General features: G+C 67.6%; 15 protein-coding genes and 1 tRNA gene. 7 read left to right on the forward strand and 9 right to left on the reverse strand.

Annotated elements, in window-relative coordinates; all coding sequences use genetic code 11:
* Window positions 1–25 precede the first annotated feature (25 nt).
* The 4 genes from ACQHGV_RS11900 to ACQHGV_RS11915 all read left to right on the forward strand — a co-directional run bounded on the left by ACQHGV_RS11900 (window position 26) and on the right by ACQHGV_RS11915 (window position 4356).
* Window positions 26–790, forward strand: a complete 765-nt coding sequence (locus ACQHGV_RS11900; RefSeq protein WP_440978338.1) for a hypothetical protein — start codon at window positions 26–28, stop codon at window positions 788–790.
* Window positions 791–943: 153 nt separating this feature from the next.
* Window positions 944–2434: a glucose-6-phosphate isomerase gene (gene pgi, locus ACQHGV_RS11905; RefSeq protein ID WP_440978339.1), complete on the forward strand. Its 1491-nt coding sequence runs from the start codon at window positions 944–946 to the stop codon at window positions 2432–2434.
* Window positions 2435–2672: 238 nt separating this feature from the next.
* Complete coding sequence (gorA, locus tag ACQHGV_RS11910) at window positions 2673–4022, forward strand: glutathione-disulfide reductase (RefSeq protein WP_440978340.1); 1350 nt, start codon at window positions 2673–2675, stop codon at window positions 4020–4022.
* 166 nt (window positions 4023–4188) lie between these two features.
* Window positions 4189–4356, forward strand: a complete 168-nt coding sequence (locus tag ACQHGV_RS11915; RefSeq protein ID WP_183950391.1) for a hypothetical protein — start codon at window positions 4189–4191, stop codon at window positions 4354–4356.
* A 35-nt stretch (window positions 4357–4391) separates the two neighbouring features.
* On the opposite strand, the gene ACQHGV_RS11920 is transcribed toward ACQHGV_RS11915, so the two are convergent.
* Both ACQHGV_RS11920 and ACQHGV_RS11925 read right to left on the reverse strand, forming a co-directional pair.
* Window positions 4392–5018 carry a glutathione S-transferase family protein gene (locus ACQHGV_RS11920; protein ID WP_440978341.1) on the reverse strand — a complete coding sequence of 209 codons (627 nt, stop codon included), beginning with the start codon at window positions 5016–5018 and terminating at the stop codon, window positions 4392–4394.
* Window positions 5019–5058: 40 nt separating this feature from the next.
* Complete coding sequence (locus tag ACQHGV_RS11925) at window positions 5059–5967, reverse strand: dienelactone hydrolase family protein (RefSeq protein WP_440978342.1); 909 nt, start codon at window positions 5965–5967, stop codon at window positions 5059–5061.
* A 127-nt stretch (window positions 5968–6094) separates the two neighbouring features.
* Here ACQHGV_RS11925 and ACQHGV_RS11930 point away from each other — a divergent pair, with 127 nt between their 5' ends.
* Window positions 6095–6949 (forward strand): hypothetical protein, encoded by an 855-nt coding sequence (locus ACQHGV_RS11930; RefSeq protein WP_440978343.1) that lies wholly within the window; start codon window positions 6095–6097, stop codon window positions 6947–6949.
* 213 nt (window positions 6950–7162) lie between these two features.
* On the opposite strand, the gene ftsH is transcribed toward ACQHGV_RS11930, so the two are convergent.
* The 5 genes from ftsH to ptsP form a co-directional block, all read right to left on the reverse strand.
* Window positions 7163–9130 (reverse strand): ATP-dependent zinc metalloprotease FtsH, encoded by a 1968-nt coding sequence (ftsH, locus tag ACQHGV_RS11935; protein WP_409787406.1) that lies wholly within the window; start codon window positions 9128–9130, stop codon window positions 7163–7165.
* A gap of 112 nt (window positions 9131–9242) precedes the next feature.
* Window positions 9243–10235, reverse strand: coding sequence for a tRNA lysidine(34) synthetase TilS (gene tilS, locus ACQHGV_RS11940; protein ID WP_440978344.1), 993 nt, complete (start codon window positions 10233–10235; stop codon window positions 9243–9245).
* A gap of 148 nt (window positions 10236–10383) precedes the next feature.
* Window positions 10384–11322 carry a tetratricopeptide repeat protein gene (locus ACQHGV_RS11945; RefSeq protein WP_440978345.1) on the reverse strand — a complete coding sequence of 313 codons (939 nt, stop codon included), beginning with the start codon at window positions 11320–11322 and terminating at the stop codon, window positions 10384–10386.
* An 87-nt stretch (window positions 11323–11409) separates the two neighbouring features.
* Window positions 11410–12336 (reverse strand): helix-turn-helix domain-containing protein, encoded by a 927-nt coding sequence (locus tag ACQHGV_RS11950; protein ID WP_440978346.1) that lies wholly within the window; start codon window positions 12334–12336, stop codon window positions 11410–11412.
* A 91-nt stretch (window positions 12337–12427) separates the two neighbouring features.
* Window positions 12428–14701: a phosphoenolpyruvate--protein phosphotransferase gene (ptsP, locus tag ACQHGV_RS11955; protein WP_440978347.1), complete on the reverse strand. Its 2274-nt coding sequence runs from the start codon at window positions 14699–14701 to the stop codon at window positions 12428–12430.
* Between the two features lie 186 nt (window positions 14702–14887).
* Between ptsP and ACQHGV_RS11960 the strand changes: the two genes are divergently transcribed.
* Together ACQHGV_RS11960 and ACQHGV_RS11965 are read left to right on the forward strand one after the other, a co-directional pair.
* Window positions 14888–15403: a DUF4142 domain-containing protein gene (locus tag ACQHGV_RS11960; protein WP_183950382.1), complete on the forward strand. Its 516-nt coding sequence runs from the start codon at window positions 14888–14890 to the stop codon at window positions 15401–15403.
* 18 nt (window positions 15404–15421) lie between these two features.
* Window positions 15422–15583, forward strand: a complete 162-nt coding sequence (locus ACQHGV_RS11965; protein ID WP_440978348.1) for a hypothetical protein — start codon at window positions 15422–15424, stop codon at window positions 15581–15583.
* 78 nt (window positions 15584–15661) lie between these two features.
* Here ACQHGV_RS11965 and ACQHGV_RS11970 read toward each other — a convergent pair whose 3' ends face one another.
* Both ACQHGV_RS11970 and ACQHGV_RS11975 read right to left on the reverse strand, forming a co-directional pair.
* Window positions 15662–16765 (reverse strand): RICIN domain-containing protein, encoded by a 1104-nt coding sequence (locus ACQHGV_RS11970; RefSeq protein WP_440978349.1) that lies wholly within the window; start codon window positions 16763–16765, stop codon window positions 15662–15664.
* 233 nt (window positions 16766–16998) lie between these two features.
* Window positions 16999–17075, reverse strand: a tRNA-Arg gene (locus ACQHGV_RS11975).
* Window positions 17076–17077 lie beyond the last annotated feature (2 nt).

The raw sequence follows: 17077 nt of genomic DNA on the forward strand, positions 1-17077 counted from the left end.
CGGCGAGCAAACGGGAGACTGGGCCATGAGAAACGTCTTCAGCCTGTTGTGCACCGCCCTCATGCCCGCCGCCTTGGGCCTGGCCTGCCCCGCAACGGCTGTGGAAAGCCGCCCGACTGGATCGACTTGGACGATCATCCAGAGCGCGCGCGATCCGCTGGCCTTGGTCGGGGCGGCGGCGGCACGGCGGGCGCCGGGTGCGCAGGTCATGTCGGGTTCGGATTGCGTCGAGTTCCGCCCCGGCGTCTATGTCCTCGCCCGGCCGGGCCAGACGCGGCCGTCTGGTGCGCCTAGCCCCGGCAGCTATGTGAAGCGCTGCACGCCAAAGGCGGGCAGCGTCGCCGCGCTGGGTCTGCCGGCGGTCGATCCGAGCTTTGCCAGGATGCGCGATCGGCCCGTCAATCTCGACGGATCGGATATCGTCAGCACCGTCCGATCGCGACTGCTGCTTCGCCCCTGGTATGTGCCCGATGCCAATGATCCCCGCGAAGGTCTTCGCATGGCGGTGGAGGATGTCGCCGGCCCGCGTCGTGTGATCGAACGGGACTGTCATCAGGTCGAAGTCGCCCGCAACGGCGGCTATATCGCGATCGCCTGCGCGGTCGAACAGGTCGGCGAGGCGGCGCTGTACCGCATGTCGATCTACCGCGCCTCGGACCTGACCCGCATCCGTACCGAACAACGCTGTCGCAGGCCGCAATTCGCCGCCGGGCGGGTGCTGGCCTGTGCCGCCCAGATCGTGCGGCCGAATGGCCAGATCATCGAGCAGCTGCGTCGAATAACCTTCTAGCCATGTCGAACGAAGGGAAGAGCGGCTCCCACCGCCTTTCCGTCATACCTTCCCAACCCACCATACCAATCTAGGGCTTGGCTTTGCGCCCCGGCTTTGTCTAACGCCGTAAGCGAAGCCCAACCGGGCGCGCGCAAGGAAGGAACAGGCATCATGGCTGCCGACTGGTCGACGATCGAATCGCTCCCGCAGACCCCGCTTCTCGATCTTTTCGCGAATGATCCCAATCGGCTGGCCTCATTCAGCCTGGACGTGGCGGGCATCCATTTCGACTGGTCCAAGACCCACCTGACCCCGGAAGCCGTTGCCGCCTTCGCCGAGCTGGCCAAGGCGCAAGGGCTGGCCGCCAAGCGCGACGCGCTGTTCGGCGGCGAGGTCGTCAACGTTACCGAGGGCCGTGCGGTCGAGCACACTGCCGAGCGTGGCGAGGGCAATCCCGAAAGCGTCGCCACCGCGCGCCAGTCGCACGCCCGGATGCGCGCGTTGATCGACGCGATCGAGGCGGAGGCGCTCGGGCCCATCCGCCATGTCCTGCATATCGGCATCGGCGGCTCGGCGTTGGGCCCCGACCTGCTGGTCGATGCGCTCGGCCGCGATACCGACCGTTACGACGTGGCGATCGTATCGAACGTCGACGGGGTCGCGCTGGAGGAGGTGTTCAAGCGCTTCGATCCCGCCGCCACGCTGCTGGTCGTCGCGTCCAAGACCTTCACCACCACCGAGACGATGCTGAACGCCACCTCGGCGCTGCAATGGATGACCGAGCATGGCGTCGAGGACCCTTATGGCCGCGTCATCGCGCTGACCGCCAACCCGACCAAGGCGGTCGAATGGGGCATCGACGAGACCCGCATCCTGTCCTTCGCCGAGTCGGTCGGCGGGCGCTATTCGCTCTGGTCGACGATCGGCTTCCCCGCCGCGCTGGGCCTGGGCTGGGACGCGTTCGAGGAACTGCTGGAGGGCGCGGCCGAAATGGATCGCCATTTCCGCCTGACCGACCTGGCGCAGAACGCCCCCGCGCTCGCCGCCTTTGCCGACCTCTATTACACCCAGGTCCGCCATGCCGAGACGCGCGCGCCCTTCGCCTATGACGAGCGTCTGCGCCTGCTCCCCTCCTATCTCCAGCAGTTGGAGATGGAGTCGAACGGCAAGGGCGTGACCGTCGATGGCCAGCCGGTCGGCCGTCCCACCGCCGCGATCACCTGGGGCGGGGTCGGCACCGATGCGCAGCATGCCGTGTTCCAGCTGCTCCATCAGGGCACCCATCTGGTGCCGGTCGAGTTCATCGCGGTCATCGAGCCGGGCGATGTGCTGAGCGACGATCATCACCGCCAGCTGCTGCTCAATGCGTTCGCGCAGGGTGCGGCGCTGATGAAGGGCAAGAAGACCGACGATCCCGCGCGCAGCTATTCGGGCGACCGTCCGTCCTCGACCATCCTGCTCGACACGCTCGATCCGCGCACGCTGGGCGCGCTGATCGCCTTTTACGAGCACCGCGTGTTCGTGAACGGCGTGCTGCTGGGCATCAACAGCTTCGACCAGTTCGGTGTCGAGCTGGGCAAGGAAATGGCCAAGGCGGCGGACCAGGGCGGGCAGGATTTCGATCCCTCGACCGAGGACCTGATCCAGCGGGCGTTCGGGTAAACGCCATTCCTCCCCTGCAAGGGGAGGTGGCAGGCCGAAGGCCTGACGGAGGGGTGTCCCGCCATCGAGAGGACGACACCCCTCCACCATGCTGCGCATGGTCCCCCTCCCCTTGCAGGGGAGGAATTCGGAATATCGATCACTGTAAGGGGGATGCTGAACTTGGCTCGGCGTCCCCCGTTGTGCTTTTAGGCGGCCTGCAAGCCCGCTGTTCTGACCTTCCCGGAGAAACCGTCCCATGGCTGAGTATGACTATGACCTGTTCGTCATCGGGGCAGGCTCCGGGGGTACGCGCGCATCGCGGGTGGCGGCGGCGCATGGCGCACGCGTGGCGGTGGCCGAGGAATATCGCGTCGGCGGCACCTGCGTCATTCGCGGCTGCGTGCCGAAGAAGCTGCTGATCTATGGCGCGCATTTCGCCGAGGATCTGAAGGACGCGCGCCGCTTCGGCTGGCAGGTGCCGAGCGAATGCGAATTCTCTTGGGGCACGCTGCGCGACAATGTCCTGGCCGAGGTCGACCGGCTCAATGGCGCCTATAAGAATACGCTGGAGAGCCACGGCGTCGAGATCATCGACCAGCGCGCCGTCGTCACCGGCCCCAACAGCGTACGCTTGGCCGATGGCACCGAGAAGACCGCCGAGCGCATCCTGGTCGCGGTCGGCGCGCATCCCGCCATCCCGTCCTGCCCCGGCCATGAGCATGGCATCACCTCCAACGAGGCGTTCCATCTCGACTCGATCCCGAAGCGTGTGCTGATCGCGGGCGCGGGCTATATCGCCAACGAGTTCGCCGGCATCTTCCACCAGTTCGGGGCGCACGTCACGCTGATCAACCGCAGCAAGGAAATCCTACGCGGCTATGACCTGACGATCCGCGACCGACTGCTCCAAATTTCGATGATGAAGGGCATCGACTTCCGCTTTGACGCGACTTTCCAGGGGATCGAGAAGCAGGCGGACGGTTCACTGAAAGTGTCCATGTCGGGCCATGATCCGATCGAGGTCGACCTGGTCATGTTCGCCACCGGCCGCGTACCCAACACCCATGGCCTGGGGCTCGACTCGGCGGGGGTCGAGCTGGACGCGATCGGCGCGATCAAGGTCGACGAGGACAATCGCTCGACCTGCCCCAGCATCTATGCGGTCGGCGACGTGACCAACCGGGTCCAGCTGACCCCGGTCGCGATTCGCGAGGGGCAGGCCTTTTCCGACACCGTCTATGGCAACAAGCCGACGCGGGTCGATTATGACTGCATCCCGGCGGCCGTATTCAGCCACCCGCCCATGGCCGGAGTCGGCATGACCGAGGCGGAGGCGCGGCAGAAGCTCGGCTCGGTGCAGGTATACACCTCCGACTTCCGCCCGATGAAGAATGTGCTGGCCGGCCGCGACGAGCGCGCGCTGTACAAGATGGTGTGCGAGGGCGTGACGGGCCGCGTCGTCGGGCTGCACATGATCGGCCCCGACGTTCCTGAAATCCTCCAGGCCGCCGCTGTCGCGGTGAAGGCCGGGCTGACCAAGGCGCAGTTCGACGCCACGGTCGCGCTGCATCCGACCATGTCGGAAGAGCTTGTTCTGATGCGATAATTTTCCTCACCTGCCCCTTGGCGGAGTCCCGCTTGGGGGCAGGTGGTCAGAATCGATTGCAAAAATACTTGTCGCGATAAGCATCAGGTTGGTGCAATCTTCCGGTCGAACACCCCCTCCCCCCGGCCGTCGCGTGACGGCCAAGCCTTTTCGAGTTATCCGTCCGATGAGCCACCCGAACGTCACATTGGAGCATGTCATCGCCCTGGCCCAGGCCGCCATGGAGGGCGCCGATGCGCTGGGCATGCCGCTGGCGGGCAATCATATCGCCGCCGGCCTCGACATCCTGCGCGCCGCCTGCCCCCAGCAGGTCGAGGCCCACGATCCGGCCTGAGCCTGTGAGCACGGGCCGGAGGGCGGTGTCGTCTGCTAGTCGGCGATGACCTCCTCCACCTTGCCATCGTCCAGCGCAGTGGCACGGGCATGGGCGGGGCGCTCGGCCAGCCGGCCGATATAGGCCATAATCGCGTCGCTGCGCGGGATCAGCCCGAACTGGGTGAACCACATGAGTTGCGAGCCGAGATAGACATCGGCGGCGGTGAACCGCTCGCCCGCGATATAGGGATGGCGCGCCACCGCCTGATCGACGACCCCGACCGCCCGGTCGAAATCGCCATAGCCGGCCATACGTTGCTGCTCGGCGGTCGGCGTGACGTTCAACGCACGATTGGTGATGGCGGCCTCCAGCGGCCCCGCCGCGAAGAACAGCCAGCGATAATAGTCCGCGCGTTCCTCCGGCAGCGGGGTCAGCTCCGCATCGGGAAACGCCTCGGCCAGATAGGCGCAGATCGCCGCCGTCTCGGTCACTACCTGGCCGCGATGGACGATCGCGGGCACCTTCATCATCGGGTTGATCGCGCGGTAGTCGGGGGCGACCATCGTCGTCCCATAGTCCAGGATCGCCGTGTCATAGGCGGCCCCCGTCTCCTCCAGCATCCAGCGCGCGATCCGGCCACGCGAATGCGGGTTGGTGTAGAGCGTCAACTCGGTGGTCATGACATGTCTCCCCTGAATGGTGCCCCGCCCCATCGGGGCGTCAGCCGTGATCGAGATGGCGATGCAGAAAGGCCGTCGTCCGCGCCCAGGCCTGTTCGGCGGCGGCGCGGTCATAGCGTTCGGCGCTGGTGTCGTTGTTGAAGGCGTGGTCGACGCCGGCATAGGTGAAGGCCTCGACCGGTCGACCCGCCACCTTCAGCGCCGCGACCCAGGGTTCGCCGGTGGCGTTCACCCGCGCATCCTTGCCGGCATAATGGAGCATCAGCGGCGAGCGGACCCTGGCCGCCTCGCCGGGTGCGGGCGCGGGGCCGTAATAGGCGACGCCCGCCGCCAGCGCCGGCCCCGCCGCCACCGCCAACCGGTTGACGAACGCCCCGCCCCAGCAGAAGCCGACCGAACCGACGCGCCCCGTTCCCGCCTTGTCGGCGGCGGCGCGCGCCATCATCGCCCGCGCCTGGGCCAGCGCCAGATCATAGTCGAGCGTCCCGATCAGCGTGCGGGCGCGATCCTCGTCCGCCGGCGTGCCGCCCTGCGGCGCCAGCAGATCGGGCGCGGTCACGCGAAAGCCGGCCAAAGCCAGACGACGTGCGACATCCTCGATATGCGGCGTCAGCCCGCGATTTTCGTGAATGACCAGAACCTCGCCCAGCCGCTTCTTCGCGTCACGCGGGGCGACCATATAGGCGGCGGAGCGGGCGCCGGCCTCCATCCCCTCGCGGCGATCGATCCGTAGACGGGCGTCCTGCGGATCGGTCATCGCCGCGGCGGCGGGACTGGCGGCGATTCCCAGGATCAGCGCCTCGGCCGCCGCCGCCGAGCCCGCAAGCGCGGTCATCTGGCGCAGCAGGGTGCGACGGTCGTGATGGTCATGGGTAAAGGCGTCGTAGAGGCGGACCGCGCGGTCGCGCAGCGTGTCGCCCGGTGTGTCGTTGCGGGGGACTTCGGTCATGCGGACATCCTCCATCGGGCCGCGCGACGGGTCTGCCACCCTGTGCTTATGTCACGACCACGCCAGCAGCATAGTCGCTGCGGCTCCGATCGGCTAGGCTCGACGGGACTATAGGGGGAGGATGGGCATGATGATCGGTCTCGCATGGGCGCTGCTTCAGGCGCAGGCCTCGGCCCCGACGCCACCGCCGCCGCCCCCTCCCCCGATTCATGGCGGCAACGTGCCGATGACCTGCCCGATCGGCGGCGAGACATTCTCGGGCTGGCAGATGGGGAGCTACTCGACCTATGGCGAGCGGCCCGATGGGCGCCCCTATAGCTATATGATGTTCCCGCTGCCCGTGCCCGAATGTCCGGACAATCACCTGGTCGTGTTCGATCGGTTTTCGGATAGCGACAAGGCGGCGCTGGCGGTGCTGATCGCCACGCCAGACTACGCCAGGATGGTCGCGCAAGGGGATTCGCCGCATTATCGCGCGGCATGGCTGGCGGCACGATTGAGCCGGCCGGAGGCCGATGTGCTCGGCTGGCTCCAGGCGGCGCTGTGGGGAGAGACGCCCGGACTGGGAGAAGGCCGCGATACGCCCGAGATGCAGGCGCGGCGCGCTCGATACGCCAGGGAGTTCGTCCAGCATGTACGCCGGCTTCCGGCCGATACCGAGCCGAAGGACCGGCTTTGGATGACGGCGCGCGCGGCCAATCAGCTGCGCCAGCTGGGCAACTTTGCGGGGGCGGAGGCGATGCGGCGGGACGCGCTGCCGCTGGTCGGGCAACCGGGGACCGGCGGAGGCTGGGATGCGTATCTGAGCAAGCTGGGCACGGTGATCGCCAGACGGGATGCGTCGGTCGCGCCGCTCGACATGATTCCGCCGCGCGAGGCGGCGCATCGCTGTGCCGAGCCGGGGGATTCGCCCTTGACTGAGACGGACGTGCGGCTGTGTGCGTCGCCGGTTATCGCCAAGGCGGTGGCGGATTTGAAATGAGGGGCTGGGGTTTGGGCGTGGCCTTCGACTTCGCTCAGGCTGAACGGGGATTCCGGAGTGGTGCTACTCTCATGCATCGCCCGGTGAGTATCCGTGCCGCACTCCCCTCGCTCCGTTCAGCCTGAGCGAAGTCGAAGGCCACGCCCGCCCCCCAAAAGCAAAAAGGCCGCCCCCTCGCAGGGACGGCCTTTCCACATTCCGAAACCCGACGGATCAGGCGCCGAGCGGGCTCGGCGATCCGAACGGACCCGCGCCGCGCCGGGTCTTGGGGATCGAGGTCCCCGCCTTGGCAACCGGCGTCGCCTTCGCCTTGGGATCGTCGCGACCGATGTCGTCGCCCGCGATCAGCTTCTTGATCTCATCGCCCGACAGCGTCTCATATTCCAGCAGCGCCCCAGCCAGCAGATGGAGCTGATCGACATGCTCGGTCAGCACATGCTTGGCGCGATGCAGACCGCCCTCGACGATTGACTTGATCTCGTCGTCGATCAGCTGCGCGGTCTGGTTGGACATGCGCACCGGCTGGCTCGACGAATAGCCCAGGAAGCTCTCGCCTTCCGGCTGGGCGTACTCGACCGGACCGACCTTGTCCGACATGCCCCACTTCGTGACCATGTCGCGCGCCAGACCCGTGGCGTACTGGATATCGCCGCTCGCGCCGCTCGACACCTTGTCATAGCCGAAGATGATCTCCTCGGCGACGCGACCGCCCATGGCGACCGCCAGGTTCGCGTACATCTTGTCGCGATGATAGCTGTACGAGTCGCGCTCCGGCAGGCGCATCACCATGCCCAGCGCGCGACCGCGCGGGATGATCGTCGCCTTGTGGATCGGGTCCGACGCCGGTTCATGCAGCGCGATGATCGCATGGCCCGCCTCGTGATAGGCGGTCATCCGCTTCTCGTCCTCGGTCATGACCATCGAGCGGCGCTCCGCGCCCATCATGACCTTGTCCTTGGCTTCCTCGAACTCGGCGCTGGCGACCAGGCGCTTGCCCTTGCGCGCGGCCATCAGCGCGGCCTCGTTGACCAGGTTCGCCAGATCCGCGCCCGAGAAGCCCGGCGTGCCGCGCGCGATGACGCGGGCGTCGACGTCGGGGGCCAGCGGCACCTTCTTCATATGAACTTCGAGGATCTTCACGCGGCCATCGATGTCGGGGCGCGGCACCACGACCTGACGGTCGAAACGACCAGGACGCAGCAGCGCGGGATCGAGCACGTCGGGACGGTTGGTCGCGGCGATGATGATGATGCCCTCATTGGCCTCGAAACCATCCATCTCGACCAGCAACTGGTTCAACGTCTGCTCGCGCTCGTCATTGCCGTTGCCCAGGCCCGCACCGCGATGGCGGCCGACCGCGTCGATCTCGTCGATGAAGACGATGCACGGCGCCGACTTCTTGGCCTGCTCGAACATGTCGCGCACGCGGCTGGCACCGACGCCGACGAACATCTCGACGAAGTCCGAACCCGAAATGGTGAAGAAGGGCACGCCCGCCTCACCCGCGATGGCGCGGGCGAGCAGCGTCTTGCCCGTACCCGGCGAGCCGACCAGCAGCGCACCCTTCGGGATCTTGCCGCCGAGGCGTGCGAACTTCGACGGGTCCTTCAGGAACTCGACGATTTCCTGCAGTTCTTCGCGCGCTTCGTCGATGCCGGCCACATCGTCGAAGGTCACCTTGCCTTCCTTCTGGGTCAGCATGCGCGCGCGGCTCTTGCCGAAGCCCATCGCACCGCTGGCGCCGCCACCCTTCTGCATCTGGCGCAGCACGAAGAAGGCGATGCCGATGAACAGCAGGAAGGGCAGCGAATTATAGAGCATCAGCATCCAGATGGACGGCCCTTCCTCGGTTTTCGCCGTGAAGGTCACGCCCTTTTCGCGCAGGCGCGGGATCAGCTGCGAATCGGGGACCGGCGTCGTCCGGAACTTCTCGCCCGACGACAGCGTGCCGGTGATCGACTCGCGTGAGATCGTCGCGGTCTTCACCGTGCCCTCGTCGACCTTGTCGAGGAAGGTCGAATATTCGATCTGGTTGCCGCTCTGCGCCGACGAACCCGCGCCGGACAGGCTGACGAACAGGGCGAGCGCCATCAGGATGCCCACCCAGATCAACAGGCTCTTCATCCAGGGGTTGCCGCCCCCATTGGGATCGGGGCTCTGCTGCTTGTCGTTGTCGTTCATCGGTGCCGGATACCTTTCCGCCTCCAAGATAGGCGCAGCGAGGTTAATGGCAATGGAACAACACCGATCAAAGTGATCGATCGGTGACAGAAGCGTCAGTCTTGCGCGCCCGTCAGCCGGTCCTGCGCGGCGGTGCGGGTCGGAAGCGCCAGACGCCCGACCGCACGCTGGCGATCACCCCTGCCTGAGTCGCACGGCTGCCGCCGGCCAGCGCGTCGAGCAGCTTCTCGATATTGGCCCCATCGCTCCAGGCGGGCGACTCGATCGCGGCGGCCTGGCGCACCGTGCCGATCGCGCGGCGGGCCAGCCGGCGACCCAGCTCGCGCGGCAGGTCGGCGGCGGCGATACGGACATTGTCGCCGTCGATCTGCGCGCGCTCCCGCCACAGCCATTCCACGGTCGCGCGCAGATCGGCATCGGCCTCCGCCAGCTGTGCGGCGGCGCGCGCCATCTGCGCGACGCCCAGCCACTCATTGGCGTCGAGCAGCTGGCGAAACCGGGTCCGGTCATGCCGGGGATCGTGATTGGCGGGATCGTCGACGAAGGGCGCTTCCGCACGCCGCACGATCTGGCGCAGCTCGGCGCGCCGCCAGTCGAGCAGCGGACGCAGCACGGCCACGCCGCCGATCTCCGTGCGCGCCCGTACCCCCGACAGGCCCGACAGCCCCGCCCCGCGCGCCGCGCGCATCAGGAAGGTTTCCGCCTGGTCGTCGGCATGATGCGCGGTCAAGATCGCCGCCGCGTGCGAAGTCCGGGCATGATCGGCGAGCAGCGCGTAGCGGGCCTCGCGCGCCTGCGCCTGTAGGCTGGCACCGGCGATGGCCTCGGCGGGGCGCAGGCCGTGATGCGGCACGCCCAGATCGCGGCAATGCTCCGCGACCATCCGCACCTCGTCCGCCGCCTCGGGCCGCAAGCCGTGATCGACCGTCGCCACCGTGATCCGCCCCGGATAGGCCGCCGCCGCCAATGTCAGCATCGCCATGCTGTCGGGGCCGCCGGAGACCGCCAGCAACAGCGGCGCGGGGTTCGAACGGAGATCGTGAAGCGTCGCCAGATCGGCGGCGAAACGCGCGATCTGATCCTCGGCCGTGGCGTCGGTGGCCATGATATTCTCAAAGCTGGTCAGGGAAGACCCGGCTCTAGGCCCCTCCCCAAGCCGCGTGCAAGTGATTTCCGGCCCGAACGCCTATCGAAAGCGTCGGACATCGGACGCCGCGCGATCCGGCGACGCCCGGTGTCCCGCGGTCACGCCATCACTTGCACTTGGCCGCGCTGCGCCCCGCCTCGATCTGGGTCTTCATCGACGCGGAAATCTTGGCGCCATAGACGTCGCTCAGCTCGTCATAGACCTTGCACGCGTCCGCCGGCTTGTTGAGCTTGGTCAGCGCTTGGCCGAGATAGAGCAGGCTGTCGGGGGCGCGCTCGCCATCGGGGAATTTCTTGTAATTCTCGTAAAAGGCCATCGAGGCCAGGCTGGGTTTGCCCGAGTCGAGATAGCTGCGGCCGAGCAGGTTCTGCGCGAAGCTGGCGCGGCGGCTCTTGGGATAGTCGGCGACCACCTTCTTGAGCTGCGTCTCCGCCTCGGCATAGCGCTTGGCGGTCCACAGGCGATAGCCATAGAGATAGGCGTCCTCGGCCGGATCGCCGGTCGAGGGCTTGTCGACCGCAGCCGTAGCCGCCGCCGGGGTGCCCGTCGCGGTATCGCCACTGGCCACGACCGCCGCCGGGGTCCGGCCGGGGCGCGTAGTCGTGGCGGCACCATCACCCGACGTATCGAGCGGCGTGCTCTGGCCGGCCGGCGCGATCGGGGCGGGGCCCGATTCCAGCGCCTTCAACCGCGCATCGGTCGCGCGCTTATAGGCGTCGAACTGATCCTGAAGCTGGCGGGTGCGATAGCCGCTCTGCTCGACCTGCCCGGTCAGCGTCGTCAACTGCTCCTCCAGCGAGGTGACGCGCGCGCTCAGATCGGCCAGCGCGCTGGTGGCGGGCACGCCCGTCACCGGCGTCTGGGTCTGCGGCGCGGTGATCTCGGGCTGGACATATTGGTTCGCGCCGCCCGGGAACACCTTGCGCTGCACCGCGCGCATCTCGCTTTCCAGCTTGCCGACGCGGCCCTCGATATTGGACTGGGCCGACGCCGCCGTCGGTACGATCAGAACGGCCGCAACGCCGGCCAGCAACAGGTTACGCATCGCTCTCACCCCCCGGTGGGTCTGTTGGAAAAGGCGGGACATCCTATCTGCCCCGCCGAAGCTGTCGCCAGCCTGAAAGACCGACCCTTACAGATCGGCCGGTGCCGTCGTCGCAGGGCTGGGCGACGGCGTGGGCGCAGGCGCGGCCGGCGTGGCGGCGGCGGGACGCTGCGCGCGACGCGGCGTCGCCGTCTCCCGCGCGGCGGGCGCGCTGACCAGCGGCGCGCCCGAGGCCCGGGCCGCGATCGACGCAGGATCCAGCTTCACGTCCTTGATCGCGCGCGATCCGTCGCCCAGCGGCGGGATGGCCGAGCCATTCAGCGTGACGGTCAGCTTGTCGGGACGACCGACATTCAGCATCGGGCCATTGGCGTCGGCGGGCACTTCATATTGCTCGCCCTGCTTCAATGTGCCGATCTTCAGCGTCTTGTTGTCGGCGTCATAGACGCGCAGCCAGACTTCACCATTGGCGGTCAGCAGCACCTTGCCGCCGGTCACCGGCGTCGGGCTGGCGACCGGCGCAGTGGTGCCGGCGTCGGTGGCATTGGTCAGCGGGGTGACGGCCGGCACATCCTGCGCGGTGCGATCGCGGCGGAACAGGTCGGTGCCGTACCACAGCCCGGCGATGATCAGCAGCGCCAGCGCGATGCCGGCACCGATGATCGCCAGCCCGCGCGATGGCACGCGGGCGGGATCGGCGATGTCCTGCGGCACATATTCGCTGACCCGCCGGCCCATCCGGTCGACATCGGCGCGCACCGCCTGCGCGATCGCGACCTCGTCGGCGCCGACCGCGCGGGCATAGGCCTTGGCGAAGCCGACCGCATAGGTGGCCGATGGCAGGCTCTGATAATCGGATGCCTCGATCGCCGCGAGATGACGACTGGGGATGCGCGTGCGCGCACCGATATCGCCCAGCGATAGCCCCTGCGCCTCACGCGCCGTGCGCAGGACGTCACCGGCGCGGGCAGGTGCCGCTGGTGCGGCATCGTGGCCGGGATTGACCTCGTCCATTCTCAACTCCGAAGTGACCATGGCCCACCCCATGATCGCGGTCGTTCTTTCAGACGGTTGGGTTCAAGTCAACGCGAAGCCCGGCCCCTGATCAGGCCAATTCCACACCGTTCGTCGCAGCCCAGGCACCAAGCGCCCCGCGCATGTCGCGCACCGGATGCGCGAGCAGCCGCGTCATCTCCTCGGTGATCGCCGCACGGTCGAGCGAGCGGATCATCGCCTTGACCGGACCGACCGCCGCCGGGGTGATCGACAGCCGGTCGAGCCCCAGCCCGATCAGCGCCATCGCCTCCAGCGGACGGCCACCCATTTCGCCGCACACGCCCACACGCACACCCGCCGCGCGCGCCGGTTCGACCACCCGGCGCAGGAAGCGCAGGATGGAGGGGCTGAGCCAGTCATAGCGCTCAGCCAGCTTGGGGTTCGCGCGGTCGGCGGCGAACAGGAACTGCGTCAGGTCGTTGGTGCCGATCGACAGGAAATCGACGTTCGGCAGGATCAGATCGAGCTGCTCGGCGAGCGCCGGCACCTCCAGCATCGCGCCGTAGCGGACCTCGATCGGCAACCGCCGGCCGCGCCCGGCGAGCCACACCCGCTGCGCCTCGAAAAGCGCCTTGGCCTCGTCGAACTCCCATGCCTCGGACACCATCGGGAACATGACATGGAGCGTGCGGCCCGAGCCCGCCTCCAGCAGCGCGCGCGCCTGCGCCTTCATCAGGCCCTCGCGCTCCAACGCCAGGCGCAGCGCACGCCAGCCCATGGCGGGGTTCTCCTCGTCCCCCGCCTCGACATTCAGATAGGGCAACGCCTTGTCGCCGCCGATGTCGATGGTGCGGAAGACGACCGGGCGATCGCCCGCCGCCTCCATCACGTCGCGGTACAGCCGCTGCTGCCGCTCGCGCTGCGGCAGGGTGGCGGAGACGAGGAACTGGAACTCGGTGCGGAACAGGCCGATACCGTCCGCCCCCGTCGTGTCGAGCGCGGCGGCATCGTCGCGAAGCCCGGCATTGACCATCAGCGTGACGCGGTGCCCGTCCCTGGTCACCGGCGGCACGTCGCGCAGCGCGGCGAAGGCCGCGCGCCGCTTCTGGCGCAGCGCCAGCTTGGCCTCGAACGCCTCCTCCATCGCCGCGGTCGGGCGGACGAGCACGCTGCCCTCGGTCGTGTCGAGCAGCAGCTGGTCGCCATCGGCGATCTGCCGCCGCACATCGCGCACCCGGCCCAGCACCGGCACGCCCATGGCGCGCGCGACGATGATGACATGCGCGGTCAGCGACCCTTCCTCCAGGATCACGCCCTTCAGCCGCCGGCGATCATATTCCAGCAGCTCGGCCGGCCCCAGGTTGCGCGCGATCAGGATCGTGTCCTGCCGCAGACCCAGTTGCGCCGCTGTGCCCATCTGCCCCGACACGATGCGCAGCAACCGGTTGGACAGGTCCTCCAGGTCGTGCATCCGGTCGGCGAGCAGCGGATCGTCGATCTGGCGCATCCGCTGGCGCGTGCGCTGCTGCACCCGCTCGATCGCGGCCTCGGCGGTCAGGCCGCTGTCGATCGCCTCGTTGATCCGGCGCGCCCACCCCTCGTCATAGGCGAACATCTTATAGGTCTCGATGACCTCGACATGCTCGCCCGCCACGCCGAATTCGGCCTCGCGCGCCATGCGGTCGATCTGCTCGCGCATCTTGTCGAACGCGGCATAGACGCGGCGACGCTCGGCATCGATGTCCTCGGCCACCGTATGCTCGATGACGATGCGCGGTTGGTGGAAGACGGCAAAGCCGCTGCCCATGCCGTCGACCAGCTTCTGGCCCGCCAGCCGGACCGTCGCCGTCATCTGCGGCCGCGCGCCCGCCGCACTCGCCGCATCGATCAGCCCGGCATTGGCGATCAGCTCGGACAGCACCATCGCGACCGTCTGCAACGCCTCGATCTCGACATCGGCATATTTGCGCGGCTCGGCATGCTGCACCGCCAGCACGCCCACCGCCCGCTCGCGCCGGATGATCGGCACGCCCGCGAAGCTGTGGAAGCGGTCCTCACCCGTTTCGGGCTTATAGGCGAAGTCGGGATGGCTGGCGGCTTCGTCGAGGTTCAGCACCTCGACATCCTCGGCGATGGTGCCGACCAGCCCCTCGCCCAGCGCCAGCTTGGTGACGTGCACCGCCTCCTCGGCCAGGCCGCGCGTCGCGAACAGCTCCAGCACGCCTTCGCGCAGCAGATAGATGGAACACACCTCGCTGCCGATCGACTCGCCGATGATCTGGACCACCTGGTTCAGCTTGGCTTGGGCGGGTGCGCGCGACGCCATGACGTCGTGCAGGCGGACGAGGATCTCGCGGGCGGAGGCGGCGGCCGAAACGGGCATGGCGACAGGGCTATCAGACCGGATGCGGCGGTGTCATGCGCTAATCGCACGCCGGCGTCGAATTGCTCCGGCATCCCCGCTGCCGCCCAACGATAAACATACTGATACGGATCACAATTCAACGATTTAGCGGAACGGCGGTCGGTGACGCCGGTTGCCCTGACATCACCGTCACGGGAGATCACCATGCTGAAGCCCCTGCCCATCGCGCTGGCCCTCATCCTCGCCGGCGCGCCGGTCGTCGCGCAGACCCCGCCACCGCCCCCGCCCGCCGCCGCCAAGGCGCAGGCCGCCGCCTATGTGAAGGCCGCCGGGATGAGCGACCTGTACGAGATCACCTCCAGCGAGATTGCGCTGCAAAAGTCGCGCGACGCGGGCGTGCGGCGCTTCGCCCAGGCGATGATCGAGCATCACCGCCACACCACCGCCGCCACCGTACAGGCCGCGCGCCAGGCCGGGCTGACCCCGACGCCGCCGCAACTGGGCGGCGCCAAGGCCTCGATCGAGGAACTGCGCCGCGCCAAGGCCGCCGACTTCGACCGCCTCTATCTCGGCCAGCAGGCCCCCGCGCATCAGGCCGCGCTCGACCTGCACCAAAGCTATGCGACGAATGGCGATCAGCCCGCGCTGAAGACGAGCGCCCAGGCCGCCGTGCCGATCGTTCAGCAGCATATCCAGATGCTGTCACAGCTGCAGCGCTGAGCCGCAAAGGACAGGGCCATGGACGACGCCGTCAAACCCACCACTGAAACCGATCGGCCGAACCTGTCGACCGAGCATCAGAAATCCGGCGATGCCCGCCGGCCGCGCGACACGCTCGACCAGGGCCAGACGAGCACGGAGGGACAGGACGCCCCGCCGCGCAAATCCTCGCTGACCTGAGCTTGAAAAGAAGGCTGTTCCGGGGAAGGCAGGACCTTCCCCGGTGCAGCGGATCGAACGAAACCCGATCCGGCTGGCTTATCGCACCAGATGCCATTGCTGGTTGGGATGACCGCCGCAGTCCCAGACGCGGATCGCGGTGCCGGCCCCCAGCTCGCCGATATTGTCCAGGCATTTGGACGTCTGCCGATTGCGCAGCAGGAACCAGCCGTCCTCGGTCGGCAGGACCTCCCATTGCTGGCCGACGCCCTGCGAGCGCGGCGCCAGTCCGGTGGGGTCGCCATTGCTGGTATTGCCCAGCGAGTCGATCGCCCGGCCGTCCGCGCTGACCAGCTCGACATAGCCATCCGCATAACGGACGTTCCAGACCAGCGTTGCCGCCGATCCGCTATTGGCTACCGGGCCAGTGCCGGTGCCGTCGAGCAGCAGCTTGCTCGATCGATTGACGAAGCGCCGATTGCCGGCGAACTGGGTCGCCGCATCGCCCAGCCCCATATCGGCCAGTTGGGACGACACCAGCTGCACATTGCGCTGCGTTTCGAAGAACTCGCTGTCGTAGTTCAGGCCATAGGGCCAGAAATGGATGCGGTCGCCCCATTGCACCGCGTCGGGGCCGTCGAACGCCTTGATCCGCGCGTTGGTGACCGCCCCCGTCCAGCGTCCGTTGACCATATAGCGTTCCCACTCGCCATAGGTCCCCGAGCCCAGCCAATGCGCCATTTCGTGCAGCGCCACGCGCCGGCCGATCGATCCGCCGAACTGGATGCGCCAGCGATAGCCGGCCTCCGCGGTGGGCGTGCCGGCATGATAGGTGACGCTGACATGGCCGCTATAGCCGGCCAGCGTATTGGTGTGGTTGATCGTCCAGTTCATCGCATCGGTGATGCGGTTGCGAATATCCTCGGACACGTCGGTGTCGAGCGACCAGGTCAGCTGGCCGATCTTGTAATATTCCAGCTCGGCCGGGGCTGCAGCGGTCGTGCCGGCAGGCGGAGGCGTGGTGGCGGCAGAGGGCGGCGTGCTCGCGACGGTCGTGGTGCTAGCCGACGCCGTGCCGCCCGGCACGACCGAGACAGCATCGGACGCCCCCTCCCCGCCGCAGGAGGCCAAGCCAAATGCCAGCACACTCAATCCAAGTGCGATCGCCAGACGTGATGATTGCGGCAGCAGACCCTTTCGCATGTCACTCTCCCATGTATCACCGATCATGAACTTATTTTCATATTCGAGTTTGACACATGCAAAGGGGATGTAAAGATGAAAAGTAAGACAAATTAATGCTGTAAGAGACGGGGCTTCAGAACCGGTGACGGCGGCCGCGAAAGCCTGGGGCCGCGGCTTTCCGCATGGCGCATACGGTATCGCACCCGACCCTCGGACCGGGGCCATTCCAGCGTCTATGATGATAGGGAAAGTGGCGCACCCGACAGGATTCGAACCTGTGGCCTCTGCCTTCGGAGGGCAGCGCTCTATCCAGCTGAGCTACGGGTGCGT

Source organism: Sphingomonas pseudosanguinis (assembly GCF_052056765.1).
In the GTDB taxonomy this organism is placed as follows: Bacteria; Pseudomonadota; Alphaproteobacteria; order Sphingomonadales; family Sphingomonadaceae; genus Sphingomonas; species Sphingomonas pseudosanguinis.